We start from the raw sequence: 18,483 nt of genomic DNA on the forward strand, positions 1-18,483 counted from the left end.
CGCGCGGGGCGGACAGCCCGACGGTCACCGCAGGTCCGCGGTCACCTCACCGCCGCACAGGGTGAGCAGCACCGGCGTCGAGCGCAACGCCGCGCCGGCCCGCCGGGTCGGGTCGTGCGGCACCACCACCAGGTCGGCCGCGTCCCCGACCGCCACCACCCCGCCGGTGGACGTCGAGGCGGCCAGCGCCGCCTCGACCGAGATCGCCTCCTGGGCCTGCCACGCCTCGCGCCCGTCACGGTGACGGTCGACGGCGGCCGCCATCGACACCCACGGGTCGAGCGGCGCCACCGGGGCGTCCGACCCGAGCGCGAGCCGCACCCCCGCGCGGGCCAGCGACCCGACGACGAAGGCCCGGTGCTCACGTCCCGCCCAGTGCCGTTCGGCGACGTCGCGGTCGTCCATCGCGTGCTCGGGCTGGATGCTCGCGACCATCCCCAGCCGGGCCATCCGCGTCACGTCGGCCGCGGTGACGAGCTGGGCGTGCTCGATCGAGCCGCGGCAGCCGACGGCCTCGACGGCGTCGAGCGCCACCGTCAGGGCACGGTCGCCGATGGCGTGGATCGCCGGGACGAACCCCGCCTCGCTGCCCCGCACCAGCAGCTTCTCGAGCTCCTCCGGGGCCAGCGAGGGCCGGCCGAAACCGTCGGTGCCCGGGTAGGGGTCGTGGCACCAGGCCGTGCGCGTGTTCAACGACCCGTCGGCCACGATCTTCAGCGGCCCGACCTCGACGCGGCCGGCCGCGTCGAGCGGGAGGCCCGTCCGCAGCCCGCGCGCCGTCTCGACGTCGAGCCGGTCCGGGTAGACGCCCGCGCGGACCCGCACCGGCGGGCTCCCAGCCGTCGACCGACGTTCCCAGGCGGGCACGGCACCGTCCATCTCGAGGTCGACGACCCCGACCACGCCGCGCGCGGCGGCCGCCCGCGCCGCGTCGAGGACCCAGCGGTCCATGGTCGCGGTGTCCACCCGCGACACGACCCGGTTGACGGCGAACGCCTCGTCCTCGCGCAGCACCCCCGTGGGGCACCCCTCGACCCCCAGGACCGACATCGCGACGCGGTTCATCCACGCGCAGTGCAGGTCACCGCTGATCAGCACCACCGGCCGGGCGGCGTCGATCAGCGCGGCCCGCGGGACGTCCGGCCAGAGCCCGTCCCGGAACCCGTAGCCCACCAGCAGCTCCCCGGCGCCCAGCCCGGCGGGCGGGTCGGCCAGCGCGGCACGCACGACGGCGGCAGCCTCGGCGGCGCTGCCCGTCCCGGACAGGTCGAGCCTGCGCCGTGCCAGGGCCCACTGCTCCATGTGGACGTGGTGGTCCCACAGCCCGGGCAGCAGGGTGGCGCCGTCGCAGTCGACCCGCTCGGCGTCGCGCACCCGACCCGGAGCGGTGAACCGCTCGATCCGGCCGTCGGCGAGGACGACGTCGCGCACCGCGTCGCCGCGCCCGTGCACCCGGACCCCGGCCAGGACGAGCCGCTCGGCGGCCGGCCGCCCCGCGAGGCTCACTCGGCCCCCTCGGCGTCGCGCGGCAGGGCCGGCACCCGCGCCATCTCCGCCGCGAGCGCCGGGTTCGCGTAGGGGCCGTCGTCGTGCAGGGCGTCCTGGATGCGTCCGCGGACCTCGGGGGCCTTGTTCTGGCTGAGCTTGAGCCGGGCGTCGAACCGGGTCACCCGCATCCGCAGCCCGACGGTGCCGCGGGCCGCCCCGCGGGCGAAGGCGGGGTCGGTCGAGAGGCTGCGCGGGTGGGCCACGTGCTGCTCGAACGTGTCGACCAGCCGCGACAGCGTGGCGTAGTTCTCCTCGGCGTCGAGGATCTCCGGCACGCCGTACAGGTGGGCGGTGACGTGGTTCCACGTCGGGATCAGCGACGCGTCGCCGTACCAGCTCGGCGAGACGTATCCGTGGGGCCCCTGGACGACGATCAGCATCTCGTGCGAGCCGAGCTCGAGCAGCTCGTCGTCGGGCCGGCCCACGTGGCTGAGGACGGTGAGCTCGTCGGCCTGCTCGTCCAGCAGGATCGGGTAGTGCGAGGCCACCAGGCCCTGCGAGGTCGCCGACACGAAGGTCGCCCACGGGTTGTCGCGGACCAGGCGGCGGACCTCCTCGACGTCGTCCAGGACGTAGTGCGGGGTGTGTCGCATGCTCTTCCTTCGCGGTCAGCCCGCCAGCCGCGCGGCGGCGCGGCGGGAGCGGGCGGGGTCGGGCACCGGGGCGGCCTCCAGCAGACGCCGCGTGTAGTCCTCGGCCGGTCGGGTCAGCACGTCGACCCGGGGTCCGGTCTCGACCAGTCGCCCCCGGTGCAGGACGGCGACCCGGTCGGCGAGCTCGTCGACCACGGCGAGGTCGTGGCTGATGAACAGGCAGGCGAAGCGCAGCTCGCGCTGGATGTGGCGGAACAGGTCGAGCACGGTCGCCTGGACCGACACGTCGAGCGCGCTGGTGGGTTCGTCGGCGACGAGCAGCACGGGGTCCAGGGCGATGGCCCGGGCGATCGCGACGCGCTGGCGCTGACCTCCCGAGAGCTCGTGCGGGAACCGTCCCGCCCAGGGGCCCGGCAGCTCGACGGCATCGAGCAGCTCGCCGACCCGACGGTCCAGCGCCGTGCCGCGCATCCGTCGGTGCACGCGCAGCGGCTCGCCGACGGCCTCGCCGATCGTGTGCCGGGGGTCGAGCGCGCCGAGCGGGTTCTGGAACACCACGCCGATGCGCCGGCGCAACGCACGCAGCGTCCGGCGGGGCGAGTCGACCGCGTCCACGCCGTCGACGACGACGGACCCGGAGTGCACCGGGGCCAGTCCTGTGACGGCCTTGCCGATCGTCGACTTGCCGGACCCCGACTCCCCGACCAGCGCGAGCACGCTGCCGGAGGCGATGTGCAGGTCGACCCCGTCCACGGCGCGGGTGGTCCGCCGTCGGCGCTGGTACTCCACGACCAGCCCCTCCACGGTCAGCACGGCCTCCGCGGCCTCCGGGTCGGGGCGGTGGGCGGCCTCCAGCCGCGGGACCGCGGCGAGGAGCTCACGCGTGTAGGTGGCTCGCGGCGTGGCGAACAGGGGGCCGACGTCCTGGGTCTCGACGACGGCACCGTGCCGCATGACCACGACGCGGTCGGCGACGTCGGCGACGACGCCCATGTCGTGCGTGATGAGCAGGACCGCGACGCCGGCCGTGTCGCGCAGGCGCAGCAGCACGTCGAGGATCTCGCGCTGCACGGTGACGTCGAGCGCGGTGGTGGGCTCGTCGGCGATGAGGACCTCGGGGTCGCAGGCCAGCGCCATGGCGATCACCACCCGCTGGGCCTGGCCGCCGGACAGCTGGTGCGGGTAGGCACGCACGCGGGACTCCGGTTCGGGGACGTCGACCAGGCGCAGCAGGTCCACGGCCCGGGACCGCCGCTGCGCGGCCGACATCTCGGGCCGGTGCCGGCGCAGCACCTCGCGGATCTGGAAACCGACCGTGAAGACGGGGTCCAGCGACCCGAAGGGGTCCTGGAAGACCATGGCCACCCGGCGTCCCCGCACCGAGGCCAGCCGCGCCGCGTCGGCGCCGACCAGCTCGGTGCCCGCGAGCCGGATGCTGCCCGCCGTGCGGGCGTTCGGCGGCAGCAGACCGAGCACGCTCATCGCGGTCACGGACTTGCCGGACCCGGACTCGCCGACGACGGCGACGATCTCCCCTGCACCCACGTCCAGCGAGACGTCGCGCACCGCAGGCACCACGGTGCCGTCGGACGTGCGGAAGTCGACGGTCAGCCCGTCGATCGAGAGCACGGGCGGGGTCATGGCAGCTCCTCGGTGTCGGTCCCCGCCTCGACCTGGTCGCGGTAGGCGTACCAGTCCTCCAGCATCTTGCGGTGGTACCCCTCCAGCCAGGTCATGTAGCGGTTCGCGTTGGTCAGTCGGGTGTGCGGCCCCTCGCGGCGGCCCACCTCCATCTGCAGCCCCGAGCGGATCACGGCCGCCATGCGGCGCAGGTACTCGCGCTCGCCGGCCAGGAACGCACCCCAGACGTCGTCCTCCACCCGGAAGTAGTGGCGCCGCTCCCCCGGCACGGTGTGACGGACGATGAAGCCGACCGTCACCAGGGCGCGCGTCGACATCGAGATGGCGCCCGCGCTGGCGTGCAGCAGCCGGGCGATCCGGGTCGACGACATGAACGGCTCGTCGGAGATCAGCAGCAGGCCCAGGACCCGCCCGTCCATCCGGGCGCCGTTCTGCGCCTCCCAGGCGGAGGCGAAGTTCTCGATGAACTCGAGCCGCTCGGCGTCGAGGGCCTCCGGCGCAGGCGGCACCGCGCCGTCGTCGGGCTGGTCGGGGGAACGCACGTCGTCGGTCGTCATAGCGACATTCTCCCGAGCCGCGCGCCGGGATCCTCGGAAGCCATCGCCGCACGGTAGGTCTCCACGGGCCACGCCGTCATGGCGCCGAGCCGCACGGCCGTGACCGCGCCGTCGTCGTCCCGCTCGACGGACACGGCCTCGCCGGTGGCGCCGAACCCGGGCACCGGCTCGAGCCGGAGCCCGTCCTGCCCGGCCACCAGGCGCTGGTGGGCCGTGGCCGGCTCGGGCAGGCGCGGTTCGATCACGTGCAGGATCCCGCCGAGGTCGACGACGTCGTTCACCCCCCACAGGTTGGCGTACCGGCCGACCGGTGCGTCCGGCGGCACCGGGTCCGCGTCCTCGGCCATGGCCCGCAGCGCCAGGTCGACGATCTGGACGACGCCGGTGGCGATCGGGTCGGCGGGCCCGTCGATGGCGTTGGTCAGGGCGCTGACCACCAGCCCGTCGACGGGGTCGATCCAAGTCCGCGTGATGTGGCCCGGGTAGCCGCCGGAGTGCCCGACCAGCTCACGCTCGCCGATCCGACGGCGGTCCAGCCCGAGCCCGTAGCGGCCGATCTCCCGGCCCCGCACCTCGACGACGGACTCCGCGCGCTGCATCAGCCGCTTGCTGGAGTCGGCCAGCAGGGTCTCGTCGCCGAGCACGTGCGCCGAGCCGAAGACCACCATCTCCCGCGCCGTGGAGTACCAGCCGGTGGCCGCCGCGAGCGCCCGGGTGTCGACGTGCGGGACGACCCGCCGTCCGTCGTCGTGCGCCGTACGTCCGGTGTGCCCGGCGGCGTACTCGGCGGCGCGGTCGGCGGCGTACTCGGGGCCGCTGCGGCGCAGGCCGAGCGGGCCGACGATCATCTCGTCCGCGACCTTGGCGTACGACAGGCCGGTCACGCGCTCGACGACGAGTCCGAGGAGCCCGTAGGCCACGTTCGAGTATTTGAACGTGTGGTTCGGCGCGTAGACGATCCCCTCGCGGCCCACCACCTCGATCAGCTCGTCACGGTCGAGGAACGGCCGGTGCCGCTGCCAGAAGTCGCCGTCGGACGAGTCGCGGATCACGCCACCCTGGTGGCCGAGCAGCTCGCGGACGGTGAGCTCGGCGGTCTCCGTGCCGGCGAGGTCGGCGACGAGCTCGCCGAGCCGGTCGTCGAGGCGCAGCAGGTCCGCCTCCACGAGCCGCATGACCATCACCGCGGTGAACGTCTTGGAGTGCGAGGCGACGCGGAACAGGTGCTCGGTGGTCAGCGGTTCGTCGGTCTCCGTGCTCGCCCGCCCCCACGCGACGTCGAGCAGGACCTCGCCGCGGTACGCCACCGCGAGCTGGAGGCCCGGCGCTCCGCGGTAGTCGGCGTGGAAGGTCGCCCACTCGGCGAGGTAGGGCGCGATGCTGCGCAGGACGGCGTCGGGTGCGGCACTCATGAACGTCCCTTCGGGTCGAGGGCGTCACGCAGGATGTCGCCGAGCATGATGAGGCTGACGACCGTGACGGTGAGGAACAGGCTGGGGAAGATCAGCGTGTGGGGGGCGGTCTGGAAGTACGTCTGCGCCGTGGACAGCTGCAGACCCCAGGAGATGGTCGGCTGGACCAGCCCGACCCCCAGGAAGGTCAGGGTCGACTCGGCGACGATCACGCCGCCGACCATGGTGGTGGCGATCGCCAGGACCGGGCCGAGCGAGTTCGGCAGCACGTGCCCCAGCACGATGCGGCCGTGGGAGAAGCCCAGCGCGTGCGCGGCCTGGACGAACTCCGCCTCCCGCACCGACCGGACGGACCCGCGCACGAGCCGTGCGAGCGTGGGCCAGGAGAAGAAGGCGAGGACGACGGCGACCAGCAGCGGGGTGCGCTCGGGGGCGCTGTTCAGCACCACGATGGCGCCGAGCAGGAACGGGAAGCCGAGGAACACGTCGGTCAGGCGGGCGATCACCCGGTCCGCCGGGCCGCCGAAGTAGCCGGCCACGGTGCCGAGCACCAGGGCGACGAGGAGGCAGAGCGCCGTCGTCGTCAGCCCGATGAACAGGGACGTCCGTGTGCCGAAGAGCACGTTGGCCAGGACGTCGCAGCCCTGGATGTCGGTGCCGAACGGGTGGCCGTCCCCGGGTGGCTGCCCGGACAGGGACAGGTCGCAGGCCCGGGGGTCCGGCTGGCCGAGCAACGCGGCGATCGGGCCGGGGAACGCGGCGACGACGAGCAGCACCCCGAGCGCGGCCAGCGAGGTCCAGAACAGCGGACGACGGCGGACGGTCGCCCAGACGCCTCGGGCGGCGACGGCGGGGGCTTCGGTGGCGACGATGTGCTCACTCATGACGGATCCTCGGGTCGATCAGGGAGGACAGCACGTCGACCAGCACGCTGGTGACGAGGAAGACGACGATCAGCGCGGTGGTGACGCCGACGACGGTGGGGCCCTCGTGGGTACGGATGGACTCGAAGAGCAGCTGGCCGATCCCGGGCAGGTTGAAGATGCCCTCGATCACCACGGTGCCGCCGAGGAGGTAGCCGAGCTCGATCGCGAGGAACGTCAGCACGGGCGCGGCCGAGTTGCGCATGACGTGCACGCCGACGATGTCGTGCCGGGGCATGCCCTTGGCGACGAGCGTCCGCACGAAGTCGCTGCGCATCGTGTCGGCGACGCTGCCCCGCATGAGCCGCGACACGCTCGACAGCCCGTACAGGGCGACGATCGCCGCGGGCAGCACGTAGGAGGCCGGCCATCCCTCGGAGGTACCCGCGATCGGGAACCACCCGAGCTCGAGGCCGAACACGAGCTGGGCGGAGACCCCGAGCACGAACACCGGGATCGAGGTCGCCAGCACCGTGCCCAGGAGGACGCCGCGGTCGAGGATGCTCCCGCGCCGCAGGCCCGCGGCCAGCCCGAGCAGGACGCCGACGATCATCTCGAGCGCCCACGCGCTGAGCGCCAGGGTGATCGTCACCGGCCAGCGGGACGCCATCGCCTCGGACACGGGCCGGCCGGTGAACGTGGTGCCGAGGTCGCCGGTGAGCACGCCGCCGAGGTAGTGCAGGTACTGCTGCCACAGCGGCAGGTCCAGGTGGTACTCGGCCCGCAGCTGCGCCACGACGTTCTCGGGCAGCGGCCGGTCGCCGCCGAGCGCGGCGATCGGGTCGCCGGGCAGGGTGAACACCATCGCGTACACGATGAAGGTGACGCCCAGGAAGACGACGACCAGCTCGACGAGCCGTCGCGACAGGAACCGGGTCATGCCCGGCCCCGCTCGCGCACGGTGGCCGCGGCCACGAGAACCGTGCTCGCGTACTGCACGGCCACCAGCCGCTCGACGGGCCAGGTCGTCAGGCCCGTGACCGAGCGCGCCTCGGCGTACCAGGCCTCGAGGTGGCGGCCGAGCTCGTCGCGCGCGGCGCGCACCTGCGGGGCCGCGATCCCCGCCACGACCTCCGCGGTGAGCGCCCGGTGGAGCATCGACCCGTAGCGGAGCCGGAAGCAGCGCACGAGGTCGCCGTTGGAGAACACCTCCGCGACGGTGGCGGAGCGCCCCGGCCCGACCGTGGCGGCGCGTTCCCGCTCCGCCCGCCCGGCGAGGGCCATGTGAGGCACGAAGACCTCGCTGGCCCTCCGCAGCGGTGAGTCGATCCGCAGGTGCGGGCGGGCCCGGTCCAGCGCCTCGGTCAGCACGGCGCCGAGCTCGGTGAGGCCGTCGGCCTTGCGTCGCAGGACGTCGGCGTACGGCACGCCGGCGTCGCTGACGTCGTCGGAGTCGGCGTGCGACCAGTACGGCAGCTCGGCGACGAAGGTCACGCTGCCGTACGGGGCCACGTAGTCGGCGAGCCCTCCACCGCTGACGTGGCCGGACGGGTCGATCCCCTGCTCGACGAGCCAGTCGTGGGTGCCGGCGCTGCTCAGCGTCCGGAACACCCCGGGTGCGTGCGGGACGGACTCGGGGGTCTCGGGCTCACCGCGGTCCAGGGGGAGGCCGAGCCGCGCGGGCAGCTCCTGCAACGCGGGCACGACACCGTCGACGTCGCGGTCCAGGTAGTAGTAGACGCCGCCGAGCTCGCCGTTGTGCAGCCCGACGACCATGGCCGGTCGCAGCCGGTCCACCAGCCGGGCCACGGCGACGGCCTCGGGGATCGACCGGTCGAAGTAGGCGGTGCCGTGGTCGAGGGGGAACGACCACTCCACCTGCTCGTCAGGTGCGGGACGGTAGAAGCCGCGCGCGTAGTCGACCCGGTCGCCGGGGTCGGCGAACCAGGACTCGTTGAGCCGGGCGCCGTCCGGGTCGATGCAGGGCACCACGTGCCACCGGGCACCGGCGGCGGCCGCGGGCCCGACGCCCGCCGCCAGGTCGTCGAGGAGCTGCAGCGCGGTGTGGAAGCCGATGGGCTCGTTGGGGTGCACGCCGCCGATGACGAGCACGTCGGGCCCGTCACCGACGACATACTCGTGGAGCGGCTCGCCGAGCCGGCTCGTGCCGATCCGGCGTCGTGCGACGACGCCCGGGTACGCGGCGGCGATCCGGTCCGCGCGGTCGACGATCTCGTCGACGCCCGGGAAGCCGTCCAGCGGTGCGAAGCCTCGGACGTGGTCCAGGACGTCGTGCAGGTCCCGGCCGGGCCCCGCGGCCGGGACGGCGGGACGGTCCTTCGTGGTGTCGATCGGTGCCACGTGCGCTCTTCCTGTCGGCGGGGCCCGCGCCCGGTGCGGACGCGGGCCCCGTGGGTGCGGGTCGTCAGTCGGCGAGGACGATGTGCGTCAGCCTCGGGTTGCCGATCGGCGAGGTGACCAGCTCGTCGACCTTGTCGCTGGTGACGTAGCCGTAGGTCTCGAAGAACAGGGGCGGGGACGGGAAGTCCTCGACGATGAGCTCCTGGACCGCGGCGTAGGACTCCCCGCCGTCGTCCGGCGCGGCGTCGGCCGCGGCGATGGCCTCGGCGACGTCCTCCGGGTAGGAGGGCACGCAGTTGGTGCAGCCGCCCGTGGCGAGGAACAGCTCGCGCATCGTGGCCTGCTGACTCGGGTAGAGCGCACCCCAGCGGGAGAAGAACGGGCCGTCGATGCCCTCGTCGGTGCGCGCCTCGAGGAACTCGGCCCAGTCGGCGGTGGGGGTCGCGACGGCGTCCACGCCGAGGTTCTGGCGCAGGTTGTTGGCGATGGCGTTGTAGAACTCGTCGAGCCCGCCGCCGCCGGGGTAGGTGATCTCCATCGTGCCCTCGAAGCCGCCGGCCTCCTCGAGCAGGGCCGCCGCCTCGTCCGGGCGGTACTCGCAGTACTGGCCGCAGATGCCCTCGGGCGTCCCCGGCTCGATCGCCGGGGTGAACGCCGTCGCCGGCTCGTACTGGCCGCCGTAGATGACGTCGTTGATGGTCTCGCGGTCGATCGCCATCGAGATGGCCTGCCGCACCCGCACGTCGTCGTAGCGCTCGTCCCACAGGGGCAGGCCGAGGAACGAGATCCCCGGCGCCTCGAACGCGTACACCTGGTCGCCGAAGTCGTCGGCGGCCTGGGTCATGCGGCTGGTGGGCAGCGAGGCGACGTCGACGTTGCCCGCGAGCGCGTCGGTGTAGGCCGTCACGTTGTCCGTGTACGGCACGAACGTGATCTGGTCCGTCGTCGGCGCCTCGCCGGCGTAGTCGCCGTAGGCCGTGACGACGAACGGCTCGTCCTCGACGTAGTCGTCGACCAGCTCGAACGGGCCGTTGCCGATCGGGTGGGTGTTGTAGGCGTCCAGATCCTCCAGCGACTCCGACGGCATCGGGTAGAGCGCCGTCTGCGCCTGGCTGAGCTGGAGCGGGAACTGGCTGTCCGGACCCTCCAGCTCGACCTCGAAGGTCAGGTCGTCGACGACCGTGAGCCCCGACATCTCCTCGGTGGTGGGCTCTCCGTCGGCGGGGTTGAGGTCGTCGTATCCCTGGATCGCGGCCAGCTGGCCGGAGTTCTCGAAGGCGTGGGGACCGTAGGCGACGGTGTTCCACGTGTCGACGTAGTCCTGCGCCGTGACCGGTGAGCCGTCGTGGAACGTCCACCCGTCCCGCAGCGTGACGGTCCAGGTCTGCTGGTCCTCGCTCTCGACCGACTCGGCCTGCACGTAGGTGAGCTCACCGTCCAGCTCGAGGAAGGTCAGGGGTGCCCAGACGGTCATCGCGAAGTCGAACGCCACGCTCTGCCGGCCGGGGATCAGCAGGTCGGGGTCCGTGACGGCCATGGAGAACGACCCGCCGCCGTCCTCGGGCGCCGCGGTCTCGGCGGAGCCGGTCTCGCCGGAGTCCGTGGACCCGCAGGCGGACAGGGTGAGGGCGGTGGCGATCGTGATGGTCGCGAGTCTGGTACGCCGGGTTCTCATCGAGCCTCCTCGGTGGTGGACGGACGGGCTGCCGCGTCTCCGTGCCGAGGAGTCAACGGGGTGGAAGTGCCCACCACAAGGGTTTGCCCTCAGAAGTTTCACAACGTCATGAAACTTAAACGCACTCGAAACACGTCATGTCGCGCCCGTCGGACGCCGAAACCTCCCTGCCACGTACGCTGTCACGGTGACCGCACCCCTCGTCCTGCTCGACCTCGACGGCACCCTCATGGACTCCGCGCCAGGCATCACGGCGTCGGCCGCCCACGCCTTCCGCGCGCTGGGACTCCCGGTGCCCGACGCCGGGACCCTGCGGTCGTTCGTCGGGCCGCCGATCACGGACTCCTTCCCCGCCCACGGGGTCCCGCCCGAGCGGGTGATGGAGGCGGTGACCGCGTACCGGGCCGCGTTCACGGCCGGCGGCATGTACGACAACGCCGTGTTCGACGGCGTCCCGGAGGTGCTGACCGAGCTGCGCGACGCCGGGTGCGCGCTCGTCGTGGCGACGTCCAAGCCCGAGATGTTCGCCAAGCCCATCTGCGACCGCTTCGGCCTGACCGGGCTGGTCGACGCCGTGCACGGCGCCCCGCCGGACGAGGCACGGTCCACCAAGGCCGACGTCATCGCCGCGGCCCTCGACGCGCTCGGTCGCCGCTCCCCGGTCGCCGCGGACGACGGGCCCGTGGTGATGGTCGGCGACCGGGAGCACGACGTGCACGGCGCCGCAGCGCACGGCATCGACTGCCTGGGCGTCGCCTGGGGGTATGCGCGGCCGGGCGAGCTCGAGGCCGCAGGTGCCGTCGGGACGGTCGACGACGTCGCCGCGCTCGGGGCGGCGGTCCTCGCGCGAATCTGATCGGGTCCGGGCACGACGAAGGCCCCGGAACCCTTGTGAGGAGGGTTCCGGGGCCTTCGAGACCCGGGCCGCCGCGGCAGCCCGTTCAGCGCGTCACACGCGGATCACTCCGCGCCGGCCTGCATCTGCCCGGTTGGCGGCAGGTCCTTGACCGACACGCCGGTCGGGGCGTCGAGCGCCGCGTTGGCGCCCACGGAGACGGGGCCACGCTCGTGCTCGGACTTCGGCACCCCGCGGAAGGTGAACTCCCCGAGGATGCCCTCGCCCTGGCCGTCGACCAGCACCATCTCGCCCTGCGACAGCTCGCCGAACAGGATCTTCTCGGACAGCTGGTCCTCGATCTCCCGCTGGATGGCCCGCTTGAGCGGCCGGGCGCCGAGCACCGGGTCGTAACCCTTCTCGGCGAGCAGCGACTTGGCGGTCGGCGTGAGCTCGATGCCCATGTCCTTGTCGCGCAGACGCTTGTCCAGCTTGGCGATCTCCAGGTCGACGATCTCGATGATCTCGTCCTGCGAGAGCTGCGGGAACACGACGGTGTCGTCGACGCGGTTGAGGAACTCGGGCCGGAAGTGCTGCTTGAGCTCCTCGTTGACCTTGGCCTTCATCCGCTGGTAGTCGGTCACCAGGTCGCCGCCGGCGTTGAAGCCGGTCTGGACGCCCTTGGCGATGTCCCGCGTACCGAGGTTCGTGGTCATGATGATCACGGTGTTCTTGAAGTCGACCACGCGACCCTGGGAGTCGGTGAGGCGACCGTCCTCGAGCACCTGCAGCAGCGAGTTGAAGATGTCGGCGTGCGCCTTCTCCACCTCGTCGAACAGGACCACGGAGAACGGCTTGCGCCGGACCTTCTCGGTGAGCTGGCCGCCCTCGTCGTACCCGACGTAGCCGGGGGGCGAGCCGAACAGCCGCGAGACGGTGTGCTTCTCCGAGAACTCGGACATGTCGAGCTGGATGAGGGCTTCCTCGTCCCCGAACAGGAACTCGGCGAGCGCCTTGGCCAGCTCCGTCTTCCCGACGCCGGTGGGGCCGGCGAAGATGAACGAGCCACCGGGACGCTTGGGGTCCTTCAGCCCGGCACGGGTACGGCGGATCGCCTGCGACAGCGCCTTGATCGCGGCCTCCTGGCCGACGACGCGCTTGTGCAGCTCGTCCTCCATGTGCAGGAGCTTGCTGGACTCCTCCTCGGTGAGCTTGACGACCGGGATGCCGGTCGACATCGCGAGGACCTCGGCGATCAGCTCGTCGTCGACCTCCGCGACCGTGTCGAGGTCGCCGGACTTCCAGGCCTTCTCCTTGTCGGCACGGGTCTGCGTGAGCTGCTTCTCCGTGTCGCGCAGGCCGGCGGCCTTCTCGAAGTCCTGCTCGTCGATCGCCGACTCCTTCTCGCGGCGCGCCTCGGCGATCTGCTCGTCGAGCTCCTTGAGCTCCGGCGGGGCCGTCATGCGGCGGATGCGCAGGCGCGCGCCCGCCTCGTCGATGAGGTCGATCGCCTTGTCCGGCAGGTACCGGTCGTTGATGTACCGGTCGGCGAGCTGCGCGGCCGAGACCAGCGCGGAGTCCGTGATGGACACCCGGTGGTGGGCCTCGTAGCGGTCGCGCAGACCCTTGAGGATCTCGATGGCGTGCTCCATCGAGGGCTCGTTGACCTGGATCGGCTGGAAGCGGCGCTCCAGGGCCGGGTCCTTCTCGACGTGCTTGCGGTACTCGTCGAGCGTGGTGGCACCGATGGTCTGCAGCTCGCCGCGGGCCAGCATCGGCTTGAGGATGCTGGCGGCGTCGATCGCGCCCTCGGCGGCACCGGCCCCGACGAGCGTGTGGATCTCGTCGATGAACAGGACGATGTCGCCGCGGGTGCGGATCTCCTTGAGCACCTTCTTGAGGCGCTCCTCGAAGTCACCGCGGTAGCGCGACCCGGCGACCAGGGCGCCGAGGTCGAGCGTGTAGAGCTGCTTGTCCTTGAGCGTCTCGGGGACGTCGCCGAGGACGATGTCCTGCGCGAGCCCCTCGACGACGGCGGTCTTGCCGACGCCGGGCTCGCCGATCAGCACGGGGTTGTTCTTGGTGCGGCGGCTCAGCACCTGCATGACCCGCTCGACCTCCTGCTTGCGGCCGATGACCGGGTCGAGCTTGCCCTCGCGGGCCGCCTGCGTCAGGTTGCGCCCGAACTGGTCGAGCACGGCCGACCCGGAGGGCTGGCCCTCCTGGGGGCCGCCGGCGGAGACGGGCTCCTTGCCCTGGTAGCCGGACAGCAGCTGGATGACCTGCTGGCGGACCTTGTTCAGGTCGGCGCCCATCTTGGTCAGCACCTGGGCCGCCACGCCCTCACCCTCGCGGATGAGGCCGAGGAGGATGTGCTCGGTGCCGATGTAGTTGTGGCCGAGCTGCAGCGCCTCGCGCAGCGACAGCTCCAGGACCTTCTTGGCGCGGGGCGTGAACGGGATGTGCCCGCTGGGCGCCTGCTGGCCCTCGCCGATGATCTCGGTGACCTGCGCGCGCACGCCGTCGAGCGAGATGCCCAACGACTCCAGCGCCTTCGCGGCCACGCCCTCGCCCTCGTGGATGAGGCCGAGGAGGATGTGCTCCGTGCCGATGTAGTTGTGGTTGAGCATCCTCGCCTCTTCCTGAGCGAGGACGACCACCCGACGGGCTCGGTCCGTAAATCTCTCGAACATGTGCTGCTCCCTCACGAGCGGCGTTTCCTGCACCCCGTCGGAATTGACGGCTACAGCCTGACCGCTACGACTCTATTCGCTCCCAACTCGTCGAACGGCCTCGGAATGCCCGTGTTCGCCAGGGGCGTGACGGCGCGCCCCGTTGCCGCACCCGCCCGGTCGGGGGCATTGTCGTGCCAAGAGGTCGCCGCTCGATCGCCGGAGGACTCCATGGACGACGTCGGACGCAACGCCGGTCGGGGCGAGCCCGGACGCGAGCCGGAACCGGCGGACCACCTGCCTAGACCGGCCGAGCGGCACGGGCTGCCGGCCCCCGACCCGGACCCCGGTCGGCCCGCCGACCTGGACCCGCGTCTGGCGCAGTTCTCGGGGGTGGTCGGCGAGGTGCACGACCCGCTCACCTGGGGCCTGGACCTGGAGGACGAGGCCCTGACGGGCTGCACGGACGACGCCGACCCGACGTCGGACCGGTTCGTGCGCTCGTACCGCACGTTCGCCGGCGAGGCGTTCGAGGTCGAGACGTTCCGTCACCCCGTCACGGACGACACGGTCGAGGACGTGGTGCGGGCCGCGGCGAGCGGCGCCCTGGCCGCGCCGCTGCACGCGGACATCGCCTCGCCGGTGGAGCCCGACGTCGACCCGGCGCCGCCGCGCGGGGACTTCGCCGACGACTACGCCGACTACCGCAGCGCGATGCGCGCCATCGTGACCGAGGTGGACGCCGTGGACCTCGAGGAGTCGCGCCTGGCCGTGGACGGCACCGAGCGCGACGCGCTGCGGGTGCGGATCCGCGACGTGTGCGCCGTGCACGTCGTCGCCGGCGGACGGGCCCTCGTGGTCACCGGTCCGGCGGACCTGGTGGAGCGCGTCGAGGTGATCACCCGGCCGATCAGGTCGCTGCTGCACCAGCAGGGTCGCCGCTGAGCCGCTCGCGCTGCCGGTGCGTCCCCACGCTCCTATCCTGCCGTCATGAGCGGCATCGTGGTCGGGGTCAACGACAGCGCGGAGGCCTCCGAGGCCCTGGACTGGGCGGTCGCCGAGGCGCGGGCGAGGTCCCTGCCGCTGACGGTGGTGCAGGTCGCCCCCGAACGGGACGGCGCGGCACTGGCCCCCGTGCTGGGCGAGCGGCGTGCAGCCCTGGCCGAGCTCGTCACCGACGCCGAGCAGCGGCTCGGCCCGCTCGACCTGGACCAGGTGGTGGTGCCCGGTCCCGCGGCGGAGGCGCTGCTGCGGGTGTCCGTGGGCGCGGAGATGCTGGTCCTCGGCCGACGACGGCGGGCCCGGCTCGGGCGGCGCGTCCTCGGTTCGGTCTCGACCACGGTCGTGGAGAACGCGGGAGTCCCCGTCACGGTGGTGCGGCGGGCCCACGACGGGACGGGGGAAGCGCCGTCGGACGACGTCGGCACCCCGGACGGGCTGCCGGCGGACCGTCCGCGCATCGTGGTCGGCGTCGACACCTCGCCGCACTCGGTGGCGGCGCTTCGCCACGCCGCCCAGGTCGCGGCGGGCACGGGCGCCGTGCTGGAGCCGGTGTTCGCCTGGCAGATCACCACGCTCGCCCCGCTACCCGGCTCGTGGGGCTGGGCGCCGCCCATCGACGACTACGAGAGCTTCGCGCGCGAGCGCCTGGACGCCGCCGTCGAGGAGGCCGGCACCGGGTTGGGTCCCGACCGCGTGTTCGCCCACGTGGTGCACGGCCAGGCGGCCCGCGTCCTCATCACGCGGGCCGTGGGTGCCGACCGGTTGGTGGTCGGCACCCGCGGCCTGGGCGGTTTCGATCGACTGGTGCTGGGGTCGACCAGCCGGCAGGTCCTGGACCACGCCGGCTGCCCGGTCACGGTCGTCAGGGCGTGACGGCGCCGGTCTCCTCGGCCTCCTCGACCTCGGTCTTGCCCGGGTCGCGACGCCCACGGTCATTGCCCATGAGCACGGCAGCGGCAAGGGTGACCGCGGCGACCACGACGCCCATGATCACGTACGAGGCGCTGAAGCCGATGGCGTCGTACGACAGGCCGAACACCCACGAGAAGATGAAGACGCCGGCGGACTTGGCCATGTTGAAGCCGACCATGTAGGCGGTCGCCGAGATCCGTACGTCGAACATGCGGGTGATGTACTTCATCACCGACACGAGCATCAGCGGCATCTCGATGGCCGCGAGCAGCCGCCACAGGATGAGCATCTCGGTGTCGACGATGAATGCCGAGCCGAGCACACGAATCACCAGCACGCCGGCGAACGCGATGAGACCCCACTTGGCGCCGATCTTGTTGATGAGGAACGGCATGGCCACCATCACGGCCGCCTCGAGCAGGATCTGCACGGTGACAACCTGCGAGAACAGCACCTGCGGGTCGGCGACCTCGGTGGCGTGCTGGGCGAAGTAGATCGCGAACTGCTGGTCGAACACGTCGTACAGCGCGGCCGTACCGAACATCAGGAGCATGAACCCGAGGAACGAGCGGTTCCGGAGCAGTCCACGGATCGCCTGCTTGTCCACCTGAGGCTCGGCCGGCCCCGCCTGCTCGCCGCCGATGGCGGCGTAGCCGGGCTCACCGGGCTTCGGGGTCCGCATGACGAACAGCAGCACGCCCAGGACGACGGCGGAGAAGGTACCGGCCCACCAGATGTTGTCGGGGTTGGCGGCCCAGACGATGCCGCCCACGAACGACGCCGTGGCACCCGCCAGCGAGCCGAAGAGGCGCACGTGCCCGTACTCGAAGCCGTTGGCCCGCGCGTTGCGCTCGTTGAAGGCCTCGACGACGCCCACGCCGCCGTTGAGCACCAGCGAGAGATAGACGCCCGCGAGGACCGCGGCGAGGACCTGGTTCGACTCCACCACCGGCAGGAACACGAAGGTGAAGAACGGCCCGATCATGGCCGCGCAGAGCACCACCCAGGCGAACAGGTGCTTGCGGAACCCGAGCCGGTCCTGGATGTAGCCGTAGAAGGGCTGCAGGCAGAACGACACGCCGGCGATCACCGAGAAGATGAGGCCGATGTTCCCGCTGGACATCCCCGCGTGCTCCTCGAGCCAGGGGCTGAGGAACGTCATCGTGAGCTGCCAGATGGCGAAGTAGAAGAAGAACAGGCCGCCGACGTTCCAGAACGTCGGCTTCTTCAGGGACTGCAGGGCGCCGTGCTTGGCGGGCGCCGACCGGGTCGTGGTGCTCACAGTGCCGCCTCCTCGAGGTCGTGCGCGAGACCGGAGGGCGGCAGGACCTCGGTCGTCGTGGGGGTGGGTCGGGTGTCGGGCACCGGGGTGCCCCACACGGGGTTGCCGTCGGCGTCGAACGGCAGGCGCTGGGCGCGTGCCTGGCGGTTCGGGTCCCACAGCGGGTCGCCGACGATCTCGGTGTACGTGCGGGCGTGGTAGACCAGCACGGTCTCGCCGTCGGGCGTCTCGGTGAACGAGTTGTGGCCGGGGCCGTACTGGCCGACGGACGGGTCGGAGACGAACACCGGCTCGACGGACTTGGTCCAGGAGGCCGGGTCGAGCAGGTCGGTGTCGGCGTCGGCGGTGAGCACGCCCATGGCGTAGTCGATGCCGGTGGCGGCGCCGGAGTAGGTGAGGAAGACGCGGCCGCCGCGGATCAGGACGGACGGGCCCTCATTGACCCAGAAGCCCTTGGTCTCCCAGTCGAACTCCGGTCGGGTGAGCTCCACGGCCGGAGTGGCGAGCGTCCAGGGGTTCGCCATCCGCGCGATGTAGAGGTTGGAGTGCCCGTAGACCTCGAGGTCCTCCTGCGCCCAGACCAGGTACTGGTGGCCGCCGTGGACGAACGTCGTGGCGTCGAGCGCGAAGGACTCCCAGCCGGTGTCGACCTGACCGCGCTCGACCCACTCGCCCGTCAGCGGGTCGGCGGCCGTGCACTCCAGGACGAACACACGGTGGTTGAACGTCTCGTTCTCGCTCGGGGCGTCGACGGTGCCGTGGTCGTTCGGGGCGGCCGCGTAGTAGATGTACCAGGCGTCGTCGACCCGGTGGATCTCGGGGGCCCAGATCAGGTGCGACTGCGGACCGCTGGCGTGCCGGGTCCAGACCGTGACCTCCTCGGCGGCCTGGAGGTCCTCGAGGCGCTCGGCGCGGCGCAGGACGATGCGGTCGTAGGCGGGATACGAGCCGGTGAAGTAGTACTGGCCGTCGTGGCGCAGGACGTGGGGGTCGGCGCGTTGCAGAACGATCGGGTTGGGCGCGACCTGAGCGTGGTCCGTCATCGGTGCTCCTCGGGGTGGCTGCCGGGTGCGGCCCTCCGTCGGTCGCTCCCGTCACCACAGGGTAAACGATGTAATACATCGTTGAAA

15 protein-coding genes are annotated in these 18,483 nt (G+C 72.3%); 3 read left to right on the forward strand and 12 right to left on the reverse strand.

Features of this window, described 5'->3' with window-relative positions:
* Nucleotides 1-24: 24 nt before the first annotated feature.
* The 9 genes from HDG68_RS10825 to HDG68_RS10865 form a co-directional block, all read right to left on the reverse strand.
* The gene (locus HDG68_RS10825) at nt 25-1,506 is read right to left on the reverse strand and encodes an amidohydrolase family protein (RefSeq protein WP_172151975.1); all 1,482 of its coding nucleotides are present in this window, start codon (nt 1,504-1,506) and stop codon (nt 25-27) included.
* The gene (locus HDG68_RS10830; RefSeq protein ID WP_172151977.1) at nt 1,503-2,141 is read right to left on the reverse strand and encodes an FMN-binding negative transcriptional regulator; all 639 of its coding nucleotides are present in this window, start codon (nt 2,139-2,141) and stop codon (nt 1,503-1,505) included. Before HDG68_RS10830 ends, HDG68_RS10825 begins: the two co-directional genes overlap by 4 nt.
* A 15-nt stretch (nt 2,142-2,156) precedes the next feature.
* Nucleotides 2,157-3,782: a dipeptide ABC transporter ATP-binding protein gene (locus HDG68_RS10835; RefSeq protein ID WP_172151979.1), complete on the reverse strand. Its 1,626-nt coding sequence runs from the start codon at nt 3,780-3,782 to the stop codon at nt 2,157-2,159.
* Entirely contained in the window at nt 3,779-4,339 is a 561-nt protein-coding gene (locus HDG68_RS10840) for a GbsR/MarR family transcriptional regulator (protein WP_172151981.1), read from the reverse strand. The genes HDG68_RS10835 and HDG68_RS10840 overlap by 4 nt, the downstream gene beginning before the upstream one ends.
* On the reverse strand, nt 4,336-5,751 hold the full coding sequence (locus HDG68_RS10845) for a serine hydrolase domain-containing protein (RefSeq protein ID WP_172151983.1): 1,416 nt from the start codon (nt 5,749-5,751) through the stop codon (nt 4,336-4,338). The genes HDG68_RS10840 and HDG68_RS10845 overlap by 4 nt, the downstream gene beginning before the upstream one ends.
* Nucleotides 5,748-6,635 carry an ABC transporter permease gene (locus HDG68_RS10850; protein WP_172151985.1) on the reverse strand — a complete coding sequence of 296 codons (888 nt, stop codon included), beginning with the start codon at nt 6,633-6,635 and terminating at the stop codon, nt 5,748-5,750. The genes HDG68_RS10845 and HDG68_RS10850 overlap by 4 nt, the downstream gene beginning before the upstream one ends.
* Complete coding sequence (locus tag HDG68_RS10855) at nt 6,628-7,554, reverse strand: ABC transporter permease (protein ID WP_172151987.1); 927 nt, start codon at nt 7,552-7,554, stop codon at nt 6,628-6,630. The genes HDG68_RS10850 and HDG68_RS10855 overlap by 8 nt, the downstream gene beginning before the upstream one ends.
* On the reverse strand, nt 7,551-8,975 hold the full coding sequence (locus HDG68_RS10860) for a M14 family zinc carboxypeptidase (RefSeq protein ID WP_343037537.1): 1,425 nt from the start codon (nt 8,973-8,975) through the stop codon (nt 7,551-7,553). Before HDG68_RS10860 ends, HDG68_RS10855 begins: the two co-directional genes overlap by 4 nt.
* Before the next feature lie 64 nt (nt 8,976-9,039).
* Nucleotides 9,040-10,650 carry a peptide ABC transporter substrate-binding protein gene (locus tag HDG68_RS10865; protein ID WP_172151989.1) on the reverse strand — a complete coding sequence of 537 codons (1,611 nt, stop codon included), beginning with the start codon at nt 10,648-10,650 and terminating at the stop codon, nt 9,040-9,042.
* Between the two features lie 187 nt (nt 10,651-10,837).
* On the opposite strand from HDG68_RS10865, the gene HDG68_RS10870 reads away from it, so the two are divergent.
* Nucleotides 10,838-11,506 carry an HAD hydrolase-like protein gene (locus HDG68_RS10870; RefSeq protein WP_172151991.1) on the forward strand — a complete coding sequence of 223 codons (669 nt, stop codon included), beginning with the start codon at nt 10,838-10,840 and terminating at the stop codon, nt 11,504-11,506.
* A 104-nt stretch (nt 11,507-11,610) separates the two neighbouring features.
* Here HDG68_RS10870 and HDG68_RS10875 read toward each other — a convergent pair whose 3' ends face one another.
* Entirely contained in the window at nt 11,611-14,178 is a 2,568-nt protein-coding gene (locus HDG68_RS10875) for an ATP-dependent Clp protease ATP-binding subunit (RefSeq protein WP_172151993.1), read from the reverse strand.
* Between the two features lie 210 nt (nt 14,179-14,388).
* On the opposite strand from HDG68_RS10875, the gene HDG68_RS10880 reads away from it, so the two are divergent.
* Together HDG68_RS10880 and HDG68_RS10885 are read left to right on the forward strand one after the other, a co-directional pair.
* Nucleotides 14,389-15,102 carry a hypothetical protein gene (locus tag HDG68_RS10880; protein ID WP_172151995.1) on the forward strand — a complete coding sequence of 238 codons (714 nt, stop codon included), beginning with the start codon at nt 14,389-14,391 and terminating at the stop codon, nt 15,100-15,102.
* 45 nt (nt 15,103-15,147) lie between these two features.
* Nucleotides 15,148-16,032, forward strand: coding sequence for a universal stress protein (locus HDG68_RS10885; protein ID WP_172151997.1), 885 nt, complete (start codon nt 15,148-15,150; stop codon nt 16,030-16,032).
* Here HDG68_RS10885 and HDG68_RS10890 read toward each other — a convergent pair.
* The gene (locus tag HDG68_RS10890) at nt 16,022-17,353 is read right to left on the reverse strand and encodes an oligosaccharide MFS transporter (RefSeq protein WP_343037538.1); all 1,332 of its coding nucleotides are present in this window, start codon (nt 17,351-17,353) and stop codon (nt 16,022-16,024) included. The two genes, HDG68_RS10885 and HDG68_RS10890, sit on opposite strands and share 11 nt — an antisense overlap.
* Nucleotides 17,350-18,396, reverse strand: a complete 1,047-nt coding sequence (locus HDG68_RS10895; RefSeq protein WP_172151999.1) for a glycoside hydrolase family 43 protein — start codon at nt 18,394-18,396, stop codon at nt 17,350-17,352. The genes HDG68_RS10890 and HDG68_RS10895 overlap by 4 nt, the downstream gene beginning before the upstream one ends.
* Nucleotides 18,397-18,483: the final 87 nt, after the last annotated feature.

This window comes from Isoptericola chiayiensis, from assembly GCF_013149805.1.
GTDB lineage: Bacteria > Actinomycetota > Actinomycetes > Actinomycetales > Cellulomonadaceae > Isoptericola > Isoptericola chiayiensis.

Bases quoted from the DNA above. Each gene is read 5' to 3' on its own strand.
- HDG68_RS10830 (WP_172151977.1), bottom strand. From the start codon at position 2,141: ATGCGACACACCCCGCACTACGTCCTGGACGACGTCGAGGAGGTCCGC.
- HDG68_RS10835 (WP_172151979.1), bottom strand. From the start codon at position 3,782: ATGACCCCGCCCGTGCTCTCGATCGACGGGCTGACCGTCGACTTCCGC.
- HDG68_RS10840 (WP_172151981.1), bottom strand. From the start codon at position 4,339: ATGACGACCGACGACGTGCGTTCCCCCGACCAGCCCGACGACGGCGCG.
- HDG68_RS10845 (WP_172151983.1), bottom strand. From the start codon at position 5,751: ATGAGTGCCGCACCCGACGCCGTCCTGCGCAGCATCGCGCCCTACCTC.
- HDG68_RS10850 (WP_172151985.1), bottom strand. From the start codon at position 6,635: ATGAGTGAGCACATCGTCGCCACCGAAGCCCCCGCCGTCGCCGCCCGA.
- HDG68_RS10855 (WP_172151987.1), bottom strand. From the start codon at position 7,554: ATGACCCGGTTCCTGTCGCGACGGCTCGTCGAGCTGGTCGTCGTCTTC.
- HDG68_RS10865 (WP_172151989.1), bottom strand. From the start codon at position 10,650: ATGAGAACCCGGCGTACCAGACTCGCGACCATCACGATCGCCACCGCC.
- HDG68_RS10875 (WP_172151993.1), bottom strand. From the start codon at position 14,178: ATGTTCGAGAGATTTACGGACCGAGCCCGTCGGGTGGTCGTCCTCGCT.
- HDG68_RS10880 (WP_172151995.1), top strand. From the start codon at position 14,389: ATGGACGACGTCGGACGCAACGCCGGTCGGGGCGAGCCCGGACGCGAG.
- HDG68_RS10885 (WP_172151997.1), top strand. From the start codon at position 15,148: ATGAGCGGCATCGTGGTCGGGGTCAACGACAGCGCGGAGGCCTCCGAG.
- HDG68_RS10895 (WP_172151999.1), bottom strand. From the start codon at position 18,396: ATGACGGACCACGCTCAGGTCGCGCCCAACCCGATCGTTCTGCAACGC.